Source organism: Pedobacter sp. (genome assembly GCF_965279535.1).
In the GTDB taxonomy this organism is placed as follows: domain Bacteria; phylum Bacteroidota; class Bacteroidia; order Sphingobacteriales; family Sphingobacteriaceae; genus Pedobacter.
Genome location: NZ_OZ257244.1, coordinates 2,231,758 through 2,247,480, shown reverse-complemented (window position 1 = coordinate 2,247,480; position 15,723 = coordinate 2,231,758). Strand labels below are relative to the sequence as shown.

Genomic DNA, 15,723 nt, shown 5'->3' with positions numbered 1-15,723 from the left:
TATGGTTAAACGCATCGTTGCGAATATTGCCACTGCAGATATTCAAAAGGCGAAAACATTCTATTCAGATATTCTGGGGTTGAATATGTTGATGGATCATGGCTGGATTACGACTTACGGGCTTGACCGGCAAATGGATGTTCAGTTAAGTTTTGCCTCACAAGGTGGATCCGGGACTTTAGTTCCGGATTTATCTATAGAAGTAGATAACATCGAAGAAGTAATGAGCAAGTGTATATTAGCCGGCTTTTCTATTGAATATGGTCCGGCTGATGAGCCCTGGGGAGTAAGGCGTTTCTATGTGCGCGATCCCTTTGGCAAGTTGATCAATATTTTATCCCACACCGGAAATTAGATTTACGGAAGTTAGACATTAAATCGTTTCAACTTTCTAACTTAATCTTACATTTGCAGTATGAATACTGGCTTACAGCTTTATAATACGCTTTCACGTAAAAAAGAACTTTTTCAACCGCTAAACGCACCCAACGTTGGGATGTATGTTTGCGGTCCAACCGTATATAGCGATGTGCACCTGGGCAATTGTCGCACATTTATTTCTTTCGATCTTATTTTTCGTTACCTGAAGTATTTGGGCTATAAGGTACGCTATGTACGCAATATTACCGATGCCGGTCACTTAGAAGGCGACCGGGATGAGGGTGATGATAAATTTGCAAAAAGAGCAAAGCTTGAACAGCTGGAGCCAATGGAGATTGTACAAAAATATACTTTAGGTTTCCATGATGTATTGCGCATGTTCAATACCTTGCCACCCAGCATTGAGCCTACCGCAACAGGCCACATTATTGAGCAGATAGAGATGATTAAAATCATCATTGAGAATGGTTATGCCTACGAAATAGGTGGCAACGTTTATTTTGATGTAGAAAAATACAGTAAAGAATATAACTATACTGTACTAACCAATCGCAACCTCGAAGATATGCTGAACAATACCCGCGAATTGGGTGGTCAGGATGAAAAACGTGGCCGCCTGGATTTCGCCCTTTGGATCAAAGCCAAACCCGAAACACTGATGCAGTGGCAATCGCCATGGGGCATGGGTTTCCCGGGCTGGCATATCGAATGTTCGGCCATGAGTGCTAAATATTTAGGGGCCGAATTTGATATTCATGGAGGCGGAATGGATTTAGCTGCTACACACCATACCAATGAAATTGCACAAAGTGAGGCTTGCAGCCATCACCAGCCGGCACGCTACTGGATGCACACGAATATGCTGACCGTAAATGGCACCCGCATGTCTAAATCGGCAGGTAATGGCTTTCTTCCATTAGAACTTTTTTCGGGCGATCATCCCCTATTGAGAAAAGGATATAGCCCAATGACCGTAAAGTTCTTCATGCTGCAGGCACATTACAGAAGTACGCTTGATTTCTCTAATGATGCCTTAGATGCATCAGAGAAAGGTTTTAGAAGATTGATGTCGGCAGTGAGCTTGCTGGATAAGTTAAGCCCTTCAGAACAGAATGATTTTGATATTGCTGCTTTAAAAGAAAAGTGTGTTGCCGCGATGAGCGACGATTTTAATAGCCCGGTGTTAATAGCCGAGCTTTTTGAAGCGGTAAGAATTATTAATACTGTTTACGACGGTAAGGCAAAAATTTCTGCAGAGGCTTTAGAACAGATTAAGCAACTGATGAACGATTTTGTATTTGATATTCTCGGATTGAAAGATGAAGAAAGTAGCAATACAGATCTCAACGGTGTGCTGGATATGGTTATCAATCTGCGCAGTGAAGCAAAAGCCAATAAAGACTACGCAACTTCTGATAAAATCCGCATTGGATTGCAAGAGTTAGGCATCCAATTGAAAGATAGCAAAGAAGGAACAACCTGGAGCAAGGCCTGATAGGCTTCATAGGGTGGCCTTTAAATGCCACCCTATGAAGTAATAATTAGATTATTATGAATAAAAAACTTTTAATACTGCCTTTACTGGCTTTAATCGGTTTTCAGGCATGTAAAAACGGAAAGAAAAATACTGAAGAAAGCACAACTACTGAAGAGATAAAATTGGTTTCGCCGGTATTTGATGCTGATAGTGCTTATAGCTATACAAAGGCGCAAGTAGATTTCGGACCAAGAATTCCAGGGACTACAGCGCACCAGAAATGTGCAGATTATCTGGTAGCGAAATTAAAATCTTTCGGTGCAACGGTTCAAATTCAAGGTGCAAAAACCAGCACATACGATGGAAAAAGCTATCAGCTGAAAAATATTTTAGCTTCTTTTAGTCCGGAAAAAAAGGAACGCGTTCTGATTTCGGCGCACTGGGATGCACGTCCTTTTTCAGATCAGGATACGGATCCGGCTAAGCGCGATCAGGCTTTTGATGCGGCTAACGACGGAGCCAGTGGTGTAGCGGTAATATTGGAAATGGCCCGCCAGATTCAGCAAAAACAGCCTGATGTGGGCGTAGATTTTGCACTTTGGGATTTGGAAGACTATGGTAAAGCCAATGATGAAAGCCCTGATGAAACAACCTGGTGCCTGGGTTCGCAGTACTGGGCTAAGAATGCCATTGCTACGGGCTACAAAGCAAAATACGGCATCAATCTGGACATGGTTGGTGGTGGAAATGCACAGTTTACACAAGATGAAATTTCCCGTCAATCAGCTCCGGATGTAGTTAATAAAGTATGGGAAATTGGCAACCAGATTGGCTATGCTTCTTATTTTGTAAGTATTCCAAGTGGTAGATTAGTAGATGACCATTTCTGGATGAACAAAGCGGGCGTACCTTCAATAGATATTATCCACTACAATGACAATAGCGGTTTTTACATCAACTGGCATACACAGCTTGATAACCTGGCCAATATTGATAAAAACACTTTAAAAGCGACCGGACAAACCGTGTTGGAAACCATTTACAGAGAAAAATAAAATGTGTAATTGTTAATTACTTTTGAAAGTGTTCAACAAAGAAAATTTTATATTCGCCAAAACTATATCTTAAACTCACAATGAAACAACTATCTTCTACTGCTGTAGCTTTATTGATCACCCTGGGTGCATTCGCACAAAAAAGTGATGGAACCACCAAATCATTGATTAATGCAGAGAAAGAATTTGCAAAATCAATCGCTAAAAATGGCGAGAAGGATTCATATATCGAATATTCATCAGCCAATACATTGGTTTTTAGACCAAACCCGGTTAATGCTAAAACTTTTTATGCCAGTCAAACCAAAGAAGAAACCGATCTTACCTGGGAGCCAAACCTGGCTAAAGTTTCACGCAGTGGCGATTTGGGTTTTACTACTGGACCATATGAGATTGGTGGGACTGAGAAAAAATACGGTCAGTATTTGTCTATCTGGAAACCTGAGAATGGCAGATGGAAACTGGCTATGGATTTAGGAACAACCAGCAACAAACCTTTGGCTAAGACAACGCCTAAATTTGTAGAGCCTAAAGATCATGTAGCGCCTAAGTTTTTAAATGAAAAAGAAATTAAAGCGGGCAGAGACATTATATTAACCACAGAGAAAACCTTAAATACAATGCTTAAAACGCATGGTATTGCGGCTTTTGGAGGTTTCTTAACCAATGATGCCAGATTGCTTTTTCCAGGCAATGAAGCAATTGATGGTAAAGGAAAAATTTTATCGTTCTTTAATGGAATGGTAAGCAAAGTAAACTTAAAAACAACAGGTGTAGATAAAGCAATTGGTAGCGATTTAGCTTATACTTATGGAATAGCTACTATTGATTACAAAGCTGATTTGAGAGAAAGCTTTAACTACGTTTTTGTATATGAAAAAGCTGCTGATGCCAGCTGGAACTTAATCGTCCAAGCATTTGTACCTGCTGACAGATAGATGATTAATGTGAATAAAAAAGGGCTTTTCTTTTCGAAAGCCCTTTTTTGTTTAGAGACTTTGGCCTTTGATTACAATGCCTTTCCGTTTAGCCCCGATTGAAGCGGTATCCTCGAAGCGCAGCGTAGAGATTTAGCGGAAAGCGGGACCACCGGTCGTAAGTGGCAATGCATTTTCCGCTACAAAATGTCTTCCCCAATAACTTAATTAGATATTTTACGTTTAAATTCCATGCAGAAAAAACTACTCATACTCTCTTTTTTTATTTTAACTTTTTTAACTGTTTTTGGGCAGAAAAAGAAATTCGATGTGCAGGGTAAAGCCGGAGCCCGGGGAATTATGCCGGAGAACACCATTGAAGGAATGCTTAAAGCCCTGGATTTGGGCGTTACCACGCTCGAAATGGACGCTGTAATTTCTAAAGATAAGCAGGTAGTGCTGTCACAGGAGCCTTATTTTAACAATGAGATCTCTTTACAGCCCAATGGTAAACCCATTTCTTTGAAAGACCAGAAGAATTTCAATATCTATAAAATGGATTATGAACAGGTGAAGAAATTTGATGTAGGGAGCAAGGTACATGCGCGTTTTCCCGGACAGGTAAAATTTAAAGCCTATAAGCCATTATTATCTGAAACCATTGATGCGGTAGAGGATTATGTGAAAACCCATAAGATGGCTAAACCTGTTTATAGTATTGAAACTAAAACAATCAAAAATGGCGATAATGAATTTCATCCTGAGCCAGCTGAATTTGTGGATTTGATTATGGAAGTGGTGAATCAAAAAAAGATTGCCAGGCGGGTGATTATCCAATCGTTTGATATGCGTACCCTGCAATATTTGCATGAAAAATATCCTAAAATACAAACCTCTTTGTTAATAGATGAAAAGGAACCCTTTGAAGATTATATTGAGAAATTAGGTTTTAAGCCAACTATTTATAGCCCTTACTCGGTTTTGGTAGGGAAAGGACTGGTAGACCGGTGTCATGACATGGGAATAAAAATTATCCCCTGGACGGTAAATTCGCTCAAAGAGGTGAATTATTTTATGAGCTTAGGCGTTGACGGCGTTATAACCGATTTCCCTAATTTAATGGGGCAGATAAAAGATAAGTAGTTGAAAACTAAAAAAGCGCTAATGTTAAATCAGCGCTTTTTTTATCTTTTTAGATAGGTCTCCCCGAAATTAGTGGTGAGCTTCTGTTTTGTGGTGCTCTTCACCATGTTTTTCACCAGAATCTTTTGAGCAATCAATAGTGAAAACAAAAACCAAAACAATAACGAATAACCAAGCGGCTAATGGTAATGCCCAAATTCCTTTTGTTTCTTGAACGGGTGCGTGTGAGTCGTGACCTGACATATCTATATATTTTTGAATTTAATAATTAAGCTTAACAGGCGATAAAGATAATAACTATTTTAAAAAATTAAAGCTTAAATGCGTGATTTATTGATAGCAATATCAGGTAAGATTATAGTGGGTTAGTTGAATAACGAAAAAAGGATAAAGGCCCAGCCCTTATCCTTGTAAATCATAAATCATTGTTTTCTGACTATTAATTTTTGTTTTAATGCGTTTTAAATGCTCTTGAAGAGTGTTTTGTTCTTCCTGAACCGCATTTAAAAGTTCTGCCTTTCTGAAGTAATTAAAAGCCTCGGTAAATTGCTGTTGCTGCTCGGCGTGTAACCCTAACTGTTTAAAAATTACCGATTGGTCTACACCTGGCACCTGCGAAGCTTTTTCTGCTACTTGCTTTACCAGCTTGTTCATTTTTAAGGTAACTACTAATTCCAGATAAGGTTCGTAAGTTTCAGGAAACGCAGCATCTAATTCAATACTTCTATTATAATAGTAGCCAGCGGCCTTAAAATCTTTAAAATGATAATGGTATAACTTTCCGATCTGAAAATAGGCCCTGGCATATTCTTCATCAAAAGCAATAATGGCATTAAAATATTGAAGTGCTTTAGGTAATTCTCCGTAATGTAGCTCTTCAACAGCTTGTAGATATTTTTCCTCTACAGTTGTATATATGTCCATGATGGATATTGTAAAATCTGTTTATAGCTAAGCGCTGTTCACAGATGGATTAAAAAAATAAAATTGATTTTGTTATCTGTTTAAGGATAATAAAACTAGTGGTTCGGAAGGAAACTAAAGTCCATATCCAAACCCTTTAGACCACAAGACGGGCTAAATTTCGGTTGTTGAATATGTTTTAGTTTTAGCATGATAATTAAAATTTTGATGCAAAGATATTTAATTTCAGGGAATTACAAATTAATTTTTCGGACAGATTTATTTTAAACACGAAAGTAGCCTGGATTTGATCTTATAGCTTAGAACTTACAAATTTTAACTAACAGGTGAGTTGTTTAGCTGACCAGATGTATAGTCCACGGTCCGAAAAGATTTAGTACCGAAAAGTGGTCCGTGAGCCACTGACCACGGATATGGCACACCAGACTTTTAACTCTAAACGCCCAGACTTACAACTTACAACCTAAAACTTACAACTTATTAGGTGAGTTGCCTAGCTGTTAAGTTGACCAGATGTATAGTCCACAGCCCGAAAAGATTTAGTGCCGAAATTGGGCCCTGAGCCACGAACCACGGGTATGGATATTTATCAACAATTTTACCACCGAGGACACAGCGTTTACACAGAGAAAAAGAGAGCAGTTGGTACAACCAACCGCCGAACTTAGAACCCGGAAAAGTTAGCACACCAGACTTTAAACTTTTAACCTTGAACTTTTAACTCTTAAGCACCCAGACTTAAAACTTATAACCTAAAACTTATAACTTTTTTAGCACACCAGACTTTTAACTTTTAACCTTCAACTTTTAACTCTAAACGCCCAGACTTACAACTTATAACCTAAAACTTACAACTTTCAAGCGTCCAGACTTACAACTTACAATAAATCTTTGATGATTTTTTCGATAGATAATCCTTCAGCTTCAGCGCGGTAATTGCGAACAATCCGGTGACGAAGAATAGGTTCGGCTATTGCCTTTACATCTTCAATATCCGGAGCATATTTACCAGAAATTGCAGCATGGCATTTGGCTCCCAGCACTAAGAATTGAGATGCACGCGGACCAGCACCCCAGCTGATGTATTTGTTTACCGCTTCAGTGGCATGCTCGGTATTCGGACGTGTTTTGGCAGCAAGTTTAACCGCATATTCTAAAACGTTATCCGTTACAGGAATATCACGAATCAGTTTTTGGAAGTACTGGATATCATCTGCATGTATAATTTTTTCGAGCTTAACGGCCCTGTTACTTGTTGTATTTCTAACAATGTTCAATTCATCTGCAAAAGCAGGATAGTTGAGTTGTATATGGAACATGAAACGATCCAGTTGAGCCTCCGGAAGCGGGTATGTTCCTTCTTGTTCAATAGGATTTTGTGTAGCTAAAACAAAAAATGGTTGTGGTAACCGGTGCGTTTGACCAGCAGCGGTAACCGCTTTTTCCTGCATGGCTTCCAGTAACGCTGCCTGTGTTTTAGGTGGCGTACGGTTAATCTCATCAGCTAGAATAATATTGGAAAAGACAGGGCCTTTAATAAATTTAAAGTGCCTGTCTTCTCCTAAAATCTCAGCGCCAATAATGTCGCTGGGCATTAAATCTGGTGTAAATTGGATTCGGTTAAAATCCAGGTCGAGTACGCCGGCAACAGTTTGAACGAGTAGGGTTTTTGCCAATCCCGGTACACCTACCAAAAGGCAATGTCCGTTACTGAATATGGCAATTAAAACAGATTTGATGATGTCGTCCTGACCAACTACAATTTTGCCGATTTCGGCTTTTATCTTGTTAAATGATTGATGAAGGGCATCAACGGCTTCTACTTCGTTCTGGTACTGCATTTAAATTACTTTGCTTCTCCGGTATTTTGTTTTGTCCAGATTCTTAATTCGGGACAGGTGTCAAACTCGTTATCTATTTTAATATAGGTAGTTTCACGACGTTTTTCAAACCACTCGCTTAAGGTACGATTAATTTTGTCAGCTTGTGCAGCATCTTTAATTTTTGGAAAATCCTGGGCCATGTTTGCTTTGTGAGGCGGGATTTTTGATTTCAGATACAATAAACGATACGCCTGTTTACCATCAGCAGCGGTATATAAATCTGGTTTTGAAATACCCCCAACTTTCATACTGTCAATAACCAGAAACACAGAAGGATCTAATTTATCTACAGGAATAAAAGTAGTTCTGGATTGAACGTTTTCTGCGTTCAACATCATACCACCATTATATTTAGTTTCTTTATTATCTGAATACAGGTTTGCAGCAGCAGCAAAGCTTAATCGTTTATCCATAATGTTGTTATAGATACTGTCGGCATGGCTTTTTAAACGGGTTAAACTTTCAGGTGTTGTTTTAGGCATGATCAGGATATGTCTAACGTGTGCCTGCTCACCACGGCGCTCTAATACCTGCAAAAAGTGAAAACCATATTCCGTTTCGAAAACCGGAGAAAGTTCGCCAGCTTTAAGTTTAAAGGCCCAGGCGGTAAATTCTTTTACCATGGTATTTCTGTCGATAAAGCCATAGTCACCGCCATCTGCTGCAGATCCGGGATCTTCAGAGTAGGTTTTAGCTAATACCCCCATATCTTCTCCAGCTTTCACACGTGCCCGTAAAGCCTCAATTTTATCACGGAAGCGTTGTTTCTCTGCTCTTGTTAGTTTAGGGTTTAAAATAATCTCTCCAACTTCTACTTCTGTATTGAATTCAGGAACACTATCTCCCAATGATTTGAAGTATTTCTCTACTTCCATCGGCGTTACATTAATGTTTTCTGTGATTTTTTGTTGCATTTTTTGAGCAATCAATCCGTCTTTAATGTTTGGTCTGATCTCATCTTTGTATTGCAACACTGATTTATTTAAGAACTGCTCTAAACGATCCTGGCCACCGGCTCGTTGAACCATCTGGCGCATTCTTCTGTTTACTTCTTCGTCTACCTGCCCATCTTCAACCATAACAGAGTCGATTTCTGCCTGTTGTTTCAATAGCTTTTCAGTTAAGGTTTGCTGAAGAATTTTGCATCTGATATCTACATTTGCGGGATTTCCCTGATATAAATATTGAGTGTATTGTTGATTCAACTCAGAGAGTAGGATGGGGTTGTTTCCAACTACAGCGGCAACTTTATCAATGGTGTGCTTTTGGGCAAAACTGTTTAAACATATGCCTAATAAAGCAGTTGCTGCTAAAAAAACTTTCTTCATTCTATTTTGTATATTTTGCAAATTTAGTACTTATAGCCGAAATAAAACCGACCTGAACTATAGTTTGGTGAGCTTTTTAAGCTCGTTATCATTAATTTTAACCTGGTACTTCTGTTTTAGCCCACTGAGCCACTTTTCTTCTAAGCTTTGTTGGTAATCGGCAATTACTTCTCCTCTTACCTCATTAAAGGCTTTGTTGTATTTATCTTTGTTTTTAATGTAGAAATCATATAAAGCTGCCTCATCACTTTGGGCTTTGTCCCATATTTTTTGCTCAGAAACATTGAACATCAGCACGCCTTCACGATATTCATTTAATAACAATTCATAATCTTTACTTCCATTACCAGCCTTTTTCCGGGCAAGTAAATTATTCTCATATGTTTTGATTTCCTCCTGGTACTCAGCATTCCTGTCAAGCCCCATGTCTTTGGCATCTAAAACCTTGAGTTTAAAATTTATGTACAGGTTTAAATAAGCCTGTAAGTTCTCATAATCTGTAGGTGTATTCCCGTTGTGGCTCTTTTTGTAAGCCCACAGAAACTCTTTAGTGTTTACAGGCTTACCATTAATTACAGCCACATTTTGTGCAAAAGATATGCTGTAAATAAAGCTGAAAATAATTAAACTGTAAGCTTTTCTCACACAGATGCGTCTATAAATTTTAAGGGATAAAAGTAACAATTAGCGGCGCTATTATAAGATATTTAACTAATTTTAACAGAAATTATTATCCAACAAAAATACGAATGGAAAACCAGGTTACCAACAATGCCAACGCTTTACGTTTATTTTTTAATGAAGAGGTCTTTTTGGTTGAGGATAAAAGCGTAAAAATACCCCTTTTTGCTAGTAATGAGCCAGTTTTGACAAGCGAACCTACTGCTTCTATGAAAGAGGTAGTGGCCAGTTTATCCGTTAATATTCCGGCTCAGGCTGAGGAAGAAACTGTAAAACCAGTAAAACCTTATCCGGAAAGCGTCGAAATTCCAAGTGTTTTGGCCGAGCCAGAAGCTGCTAAAACATTCAGATTTTTAGGTGGAAATAAAAAGTCTGTTTTAATTTTGGTAAACGATCCGCATAATGATGTAAGTACCGAACAGGGTCGGGAACTTTTACGTAAAATTGTTAAGGCTGTAGACCTGGGTACTCCAGATTTTGCTTTGGTAAACTATGCCAACTATCCGGGTACTGATTTTACAGCATTTCATCAGTTCTTTAAACCCGAACTCATGCTTTCTTTCGGGGTAGAAATATCAGCACTGAAGCTCAACCTTACATGGCAAAATGAAATTATCCTTCACGGGAGCACGAGGATTATATTTGCACCTAACTTGCACCAGCTTGACAGCGATATCATTGCTAAAAAATCCCTTTGGGGTAATCTCCAGAAGATAAAGTAGTTTTCAGTTCACAGTTTTCAGTTCACAGTTAAAAATTCTCAGTTGGCAGTTTTTAGTTATTAGTTAAACAACTCACCAACTCCACAATTCAGTAGTTAAACAATTCCATCACTCAGCAGTTCACTAAATATTAACACAATGAAAAAACTTGTATTCGCTACCAACAACAAAAATAAAACTGCAGAAATCCGTGCTGCATTGGAAGGAGAATATGAAGTGTTGAATTTGGAGGATATTGGCTGTTTGGTAGATATACCAGAAACAGCAGATACTTTTGTTGGTAATGCCACACTTAAGAGTAGCTACGTTGCAGAAAATTATCAGTTAGATTGTTTTGCGGATGATAGTGGTTTAGAAGTTGAAGCACTTCACAATGAACCTGGTGTTTACTCTGCACGCTATTCGGGAACGCGGGATAATGATCGGAACATAGCTTTAGTTTTGGAAAAGTTGCAGCATAAAACCAATAGAAAAGCACGATTCAAAACCGTAATCTCCCTTATCCAAAATGGAGAAAATCATATTTTTGAAGGAATAATTGAAGGCTCCATCCGAACAGAAAAAAGCGGTGAAAAGGGTTTTGGTTATGATCCTGTTTTTCAGCCAGATGGTTATGATATTACCTTTGCAGAAATGGATATGGCACAAAAGAATCAAATCAGCCACAGAGCAATCGCTTTGAAAAAGATGATCGATTTTTTAAAAAGCCAATAACGGCAATTATTACAATTGTTTCTTAACCTCTTTTATACCTGTTGTATCCTTTTTGGGTAAAATAGGCTTTATCCCAAAGTTGCTTGTATCCTTTATTGTTGTGCTTTTAGGAAGATTATTCTTCCTGATCAAGCTATCCTGGGTAGCGGTGGTTTTTACATTAACAGGGTTTTTAGCAGGTACTGAAGTGCCGGGTTTTTGACTTGCAGGTACTTTACCCTTTGGTGTAGGTGCTTTAGCTTTAGGTTTAGCCTTCAGTTTCCCTGCAGAACCTACAGCATCTTTTTTAGATTTAGGCCGTTCCGTTGGTTTCCATGAAAAACCTTTCAACACATGGTCTTTGGCTACTTTATTTTCAGGGTTGAGTGCGCCCTCAACACCTTTGATATACACAATCTCTTCAATTGCATTTTCTTCTTTCTTAAAAACGAACTTAATCCTGCTGCTAAGGGTTTGGTTCATTTCTTTATAAACCTTCGTGCTGTCGTCCTGGGTGTAATAAATGCTTTCTGCATTTCCATCAACATACATCGTTTTTAATTTACCATCGGTGAAAAAACCGGTCATATAACGGCCCTTTATCTGGTTAAATCGAAGGGAATCTTTTGGAGTATTAACCAGGAAAGCATTTCTGAATGCCTGTAAATTATTCAGTTTATTGTTCTTTAACTGCACATATATCGTATCACCAATTTGTTGAGAACCCTCCGACCAGATAATTGGATTCATGAAGCAGCGAAGAGTAGAATCGGCACTGGTGTAAAACAAACTATCGGTTTTGGCCTGGATATTTGTTTTGAATACTTTAACTCCGTGATAGGCCTTAATAATACGTGCCTGAACAGTGTCGGCCGGATTGAACCTGGCGGTATCTGTAGCAAGTGCCCCGGGTTTAACTCCCGCAATTACCTTACTAACAGAATCTTTTAATCCTTTTTTCTGAAGATTTTTCTTTAAGCTATCCGTAATCCCTTTAGGAGCAGCCTTGATCATTTCGCTTGTTTTATCAGCAGCTTTTTTTGCCAGACTGTCCGTTTTCAGTTTGGGTAGTTTACTAACGATAGAATCTGCCTTTTCTTTGAGCAAATTGGTCTTGGAACTATCGGGTTTAAGCTTAATTACGTCCTTTGATAGTGAATCGACTTTTGATTTCAAACTATCTGTTCCAGGTTTTTCTATATCTGAAGCTGCAGTTTTATCCTTGTCTTTTTTGTTTCTTGATTTTCGATCGTTTCTTTTCTTCAAAGGTTCAACACTTTTTCGAAGATCGTTGGGATCTATTTTCGTTTCGCCCGCTTCACCTTCGCCTTTTTTTACTTTTCCGCCATCTTCATCATCTTCGCCAACCTCATTATCTGCTTTGATGGAAATTTTAGGGATCAGTTTAAGTGTTTTTTGCAATACCATCTGGGTTTCCAAAGTATCTGCTCCAAGCCACAAACTATCTGGTTTCTTCTTTTTGTTTACTAAAATGGAATCTGCGGTTCCTATACCGAGATAGGCATTTCGAGTTACCAATGCCCGCTGATCTGACTTATAGTAATAACCCAGATCACCAAACATTTTCATCTTATCCTTGGTATCAGAATAAACAATGTTCTTTACTGCTTTTCCATAACCCACTTTACCATAATAGTATAAACTATCACCTTTTAAAGATCGTGTACCTTGTGTATAGAGGTTTTTCTTTCCAAAATAAGCATCCTCTGATAGTGTATTATAGGCCCCATTTTCGGTGTAGAGGTTGTCATCTTTACCCTTAATATTGGTTGGCCCGTAAAAATACGTCCATTTAGTATCCATATTGTAGCGTAACGTGTCCGACTTTACCGTTACCTGAGGTGTAACTGCAACTACGTCATACCGGAAATAAGCGTCCCCGGTAAAGTTAAAATAATGGCCGTTTTTGCTGGTGATGGTAACCTGTTCACTTACAATTTTGCCGCCGCTGGTGTAGGTGCCAATTTTACTGGAGGTAGTATAATCGAGCACATTGGTTGTTAATATAGATTTGGGATCCTGCATTTTAACATTTCCTGTTAAATGTGCATGTTTTTTATTCCCGTCGTATTCTAACTGGTCGGAAAAAATATTTGTTTCACCTTGATTAATATGAACATTTTTAAAAGCCTCAAAGTAGTTTCGCTTACTGTAATACACTGCACTATCGCAGGATAATGTGGCATTATCTTGTCTGAAAACAGGCTTTCTTAAATAGCTAATTTGATTTTTAAGGTCGCCCGTAAGCTGTTCAGACGAGAGAATCTCAATCTTTGATGGCTTTTGTTGTCCGAAGAGCAACAGCGGACCTGCCAGTAAAAATAAAAGGACAAATAGTTTTTGCACGTTACAAAGTTAGTTTTTTGTTCTGAAGGTTCGGAATACCAGTTAAAATTAAATATTTTTGACAGATGTTACCCTTACAGCAATTTCAGGATTTTATCCGTGAACATGCACTTTTTTCCGAAGAGCATCGCATTTTACTGGCAGTAAGTGGGGGTAAAGATTCGGTATTAATGTTGCATCTTTTTAAGGCGTTAGGGTTTGATTTTGGTGTGGCACACTGTAACTTCAACTTAAGGGGGGCAGAGGCACAACGCGATGAACATTTTGTTGAGATGTTGGCTTCGAGTTTAGACTTACCTTTTCATGTAACGCATTTCGAGACAAAAAAATATGCCAGGGAACATAAAATCTCTACGCAGATGGCTGCACGGGATTTGCGATACAGTTGGTTTGAGGAAATCAGGCTTAATCATGGCTATGATTTCATTGCTTTGGCGCAACACCAGAATGATGCCGTTGAAACCCTTTTGATTAACCTTACCCGTGGAACAGGCATTAGTGGCCTGCATGGTATTTTACCTAAAAGGGATAAATTAATCAGACCGCTGTTATTTTTAAACCGGTTTGAGATTGAGGTGCTGATCAGCGAAAACCAGTTAGACTTTGTAGAAGATAGCTCTAATGCCAACAGCGATTATACCAGGAATAAAATCAGACATAGTGTTGTTCCTGCCTTGCAGGAAATTAATCCCCGGTTGGAAAAAACCTTTGCTGAGAATATTTCCCGGTTCGCAGAGATTGAGTTGTTTTTAAGTCGGGAAGTGGAGCGGTTATCTGAAGCCTTGCTGGAGCATAAAAAAGGGGGCATATATCTTTCCTTACAGCGCATCGGTCAGCTGGAGCCCAGGCAGTTGTTGCTTTTTGAGTTGCTCAAACCTTATGGCTTTACCGAATCTGTGGTTGCAGAGATTTTAGAGCATATCAATGCACAGAGTGGAAAGCATTTTTTTAGTACAAGCCATGAAGCAATAATCAATCGAAATGAATTGATCATCGTTGCCAGGGAGGACAGTATTGTTCAAAATCAGGTCATCCACCCCAATACAAAGCAAATTGAATTTCTAAATGGAGCAATATCGATGTCTTTTTCTGATGCAATCAGGTTTGATATTAATGCTGCTAAAGCCTATGTTGATAGCGATAAATTGATTTTTCCTTTGATTGTCAGAACCTGGCAATATGGAGATCGGTTTATCCCGCTGGGGATGAATGGGTTTAAAAAGATAAGTGATTTTTTCATCGACGAGAAACTTGCACTACACCTAAAAGAGCGTATTCCTGTTTTGGTTAATGGGAATGGAGAGATTATCTGGCTAGCAGGAATGCGACAGGATAACCGATATAAATTAACAGGTACAACAAAAAAAGTTGCTATATTCGAACTCAAAATCAACTAAGTGGATAGTAAATACGCCTATATCGAAAAACAATACATTGGCCGGGATTATGTTCGCATATTTATCCGTTTGATAATGGCTGCCTTCTGTTTTGCGGCCTATGTTTACGAACGTGACCGCGATAATACCCAGGATCTTTTCCTGGTTGTGGGTTTCGGGATCATTGGTGTGTCTATGCTATTGTTGTTCTTAATACAGTATAAAATTATTGTTGATAAGGGCAGTGTAATTTTAGACGGCCTTTGGACAACCAAGCGTGTGAAAATTGATCTAAAGAGTATTGTTGAAGTTAAAAAGGCAACTTATAGCCGGTACTTTTTCAATAACCCTGTTTACAACTTGCATACTAAAGGTACTATCCGTTTTTATTCTTCCGGTAAGGATGCCGTTGTTTTGGTAGATCGTGATGGATTGGAATATTTTATCGGTACGCAAAGACCAAACGAACTGCTCCTGGTCATTAAGGAGGAGATGCGAAACCTGAAATAGGCCATGGTCTGTGACTCACAGTCCATCGTAAATATGGGTTAATAGTTATTACCTTTCCTATATCACACAACCTTGCTGAAATCGCATAACAATTGCTCATACCCAATACTAATTTCGGTATTGCTCTTGTGCTCCTGTTGCTGGTATGTAGAATATTTTTCCCAAATTTCAACATGCATTTGCAGTATCAGTAACCAATCACTTAAATCTGGCAGGTGGTGGTGCATTTTCTTTTGGGCATCCAAATTGGATAACATCATCAAATC

16 protein-coding genes are annotated in these 15,723 nt (G+C 38.7%); 9 read left to right on the top strand and 7 right to left on the bottom strand.

Annotated elements, in window-relative coordinates:
* Nucleotide 1 precedes the first annotated feature (1 nt).
* The 5 genes from ACQY77_RS08890 to ACQY77_RS08870 all read left to right on the top strand — a co-directional run bounded on the left by ACQY77_RS08890 (nucleotide 2) and on the right by ACQY77_RS08870 (nucleotide 4,973).
* Nucleotides 2-355 carry a VOC family protein gene (locus ACQY77_RS08890; RefSeq protein WP_421938329.1) on the top strand — a complete coding sequence of 118 codons (354 nt, stop codon included), beginning with the start codon at nucleotides 2-4 and terminating at the stop codon, nucleotides 353-355.
* A 60-nt stretch (nucleotides 356-415) separates the two neighbouring features.
* The gene (gene cysS / locus ACQY77_RS08885; protein ID WP_421938330.1) at nucleotides 416-1,876 is read left to right on the top strand and encodes a cysteine--tRNA ligase; all 1,461 of its coding nucleotides are present in this window, start codon (nucleotides 416-418) and stop codon (nucleotides 1,874-1,876) included.
* A gap of 56 nt (nucleotides 1,877-1,932) precedes the next feature.
* Complete coding sequence (locus ACQY77_RS08880; RefSeq protein WP_421938331.1) at nucleotides 1,933-2,913, top strand: M28 family peptidase; 981 nt, start codon at nucleotides 1,933-1,935, stop codon at nucleotides 2,911-2,913.
* Nucleotides 2,914-2,993: 80 nt separating this feature from the next.
* Entirely contained in the window at nucleotides 2,994-3,851 is an 858-nt protein-coding gene (locus ACQY77_RS08875) for a DUF4440 domain-containing protein (RefSeq protein ID WP_421938332.1), read from the top strand.
* 231 nt (nucleotides 3,852-4,082) lie between these two features.
* Nucleotides 4,083-4,973, top strand: coding sequence for a glycerophosphodiester phosphodiesterase family protein (locus tag ACQY77_RS08870; RefSeq protein WP_421938333.1), 891 nt, complete (start codon nucleotides 4,083-4,085; stop codon nucleotides 4,971-4,973).
* 69 nt (nucleotides 4,974-5,042) lie between these two features.
* Here ACQY77_RS08870 and ACQY77_RS08865 read toward each other — a convergent pair whose 3' ends face one another.
* From ACQY77_RS08865 to ACQY77_RS08845, 5 genes are all read right to left on the bottom strand, one after another.
* The gene (locus ACQY77_RS08865; RefSeq protein WP_421938334.1) at nucleotides 5,043-5,216 is read right to left on the bottom strand and encodes a hypothetical protein; all 174 of its coding nucleotides are present in this window, start codon (nucleotides 5,214-5,216) and stop codon (nucleotides 5,043-5,045) included.
* Between the two features lie 159 nt (nucleotides 5,217-5,375).
* Complete coding sequence (locus ACQY77_RS08860) at nucleotides 5,376-5,897, bottom strand: hypothetical protein (protein WP_421938335.1); 522 nt, start codon at nucleotides 5,895-5,897, stop codon at nucleotides 5,376-5,378.
* Nucleotides 5,898-6,775: 878 nt separating this feature from the next.
* Entirely contained in the window at nucleotides 6,776-7,738 is a 963-nt protein-coding gene (locus ACQY77_RS08855; RefSeq protein WP_421938336.1) for an AAA family ATPase, read from the bottom strand.
* 5 nt (nucleotides 7,739-7,743) lie between these two features.
* On the bottom strand, nucleotides 7,744-9,108 hold the full coding sequence (locus ACQY77_RS08850; RefSeq protein WP_421938337.1) for a foldase protein PrsA: 1,365 nt from the start codon (nucleotides 9,106-9,108) through the stop codon (nucleotides 7,744-7,746).
* A gap of 57 nt (nucleotides 9,109-9,165) precedes the next feature.
* On the bottom strand, nucleotides 9,166-9,753 hold the full coding sequence (locus ACQY77_RS08845) for a hypothetical protein (RefSeq protein WP_421938338.1): 588 nt from the start codon (nucleotides 9,751-9,753) through the stop codon (nucleotides 9,166-9,168).
* Nucleotides 9,754-9,857: 104 nt separating this feature from the next.
* Between ACQY77_RS08845 and ACQY77_RS08840 the strand changes: the two genes are divergently transcribed.
* Entirely contained in the window at nucleotides 9,858-10,511 is a 654-nt protein-coding gene (locus tag ACQY77_RS08840; RefSeq protein ID WP_421938339.1) for a hypothetical protein, read from the top strand.
* 138 nt (nucleotides 10,512-10,649) lie between these two features.
* The gene (locus ACQY77_RS08835; RefSeq protein ID WP_421938340.1) at nucleotides 10,650-11,225 is read left to right on the top strand and encodes a non-canonical purine NTP diphosphatase; all 576 of its coding nucleotides are present in this window, start codon (nucleotides 10,650-10,652) and stop codon (nucleotides 11,223-11,225) included.
* 9 nt (nucleotides 11,226-11,234) lie between these two features.
* Here the strand turns inward: ACQY77_RS08835 and ACQY77_RS08830 are convergent, their stop codons facing one another.
* Nucleotides 11,235-13,571 carry an OstA-like protein gene (locus ACQY77_RS08830; protein WP_421938341.1) on the bottom strand — a complete coding sequence of 779 codons (2,337 nt, stop codon included), beginning with the start codon at nucleotides 13,569-13,571 and terminating at the stop codon, nucleotides 11,235-11,237.
* A 65-nt stretch (nucleotides 13,572-13,636) separates the two neighbouring features.
* Here ACQY77_RS08830 and tilS point away from each other — a divergent pair, with 65 nt between their 5' ends.
* Together tilS and ACQY77_RS08820 are read left to right on the top strand one after the other, a co-directional pair.
* Nucleotides 13,637-14,968 (top strand): tRNA lysidine(34) synthetase TilS, encoded by a 1,332-nt coding sequence (gene tilS, locus ACQY77_RS08825; RefSeq protein WP_421938342.1) that lies wholly within the window; start codon nucleotides 13,637-13,639, stop codon nucleotides 14,966-14,968.
* Entirely contained in the window at nucleotides 14,969-15,457 is a 489-nt protein-coding gene (locus tag ACQY77_RS08820; protein ID WP_421938343.1) for a hypothetical protein, read from the top strand.
* Between the two features lie 62 nt (nucleotides 15,458-15,519).
* Here ACQY77_RS08820 and ACQY77_RS08815 read toward each other — a convergent pair whose 3' ends face one another.
* The gene (locus ACQY77_RS08815; protein WP_421938344.1) at nucleotides 15,520-15,717 is read right to left on the bottom strand and encodes a hypothetical protein; all 198 of its coding nucleotides are present in this window, start codon (nucleotides 15,715-15,717) and stop codon (nucleotides 15,520-15,522) included.
* Nucleotides 15,718-15,723 lie beyond the last annotated feature (6 nt).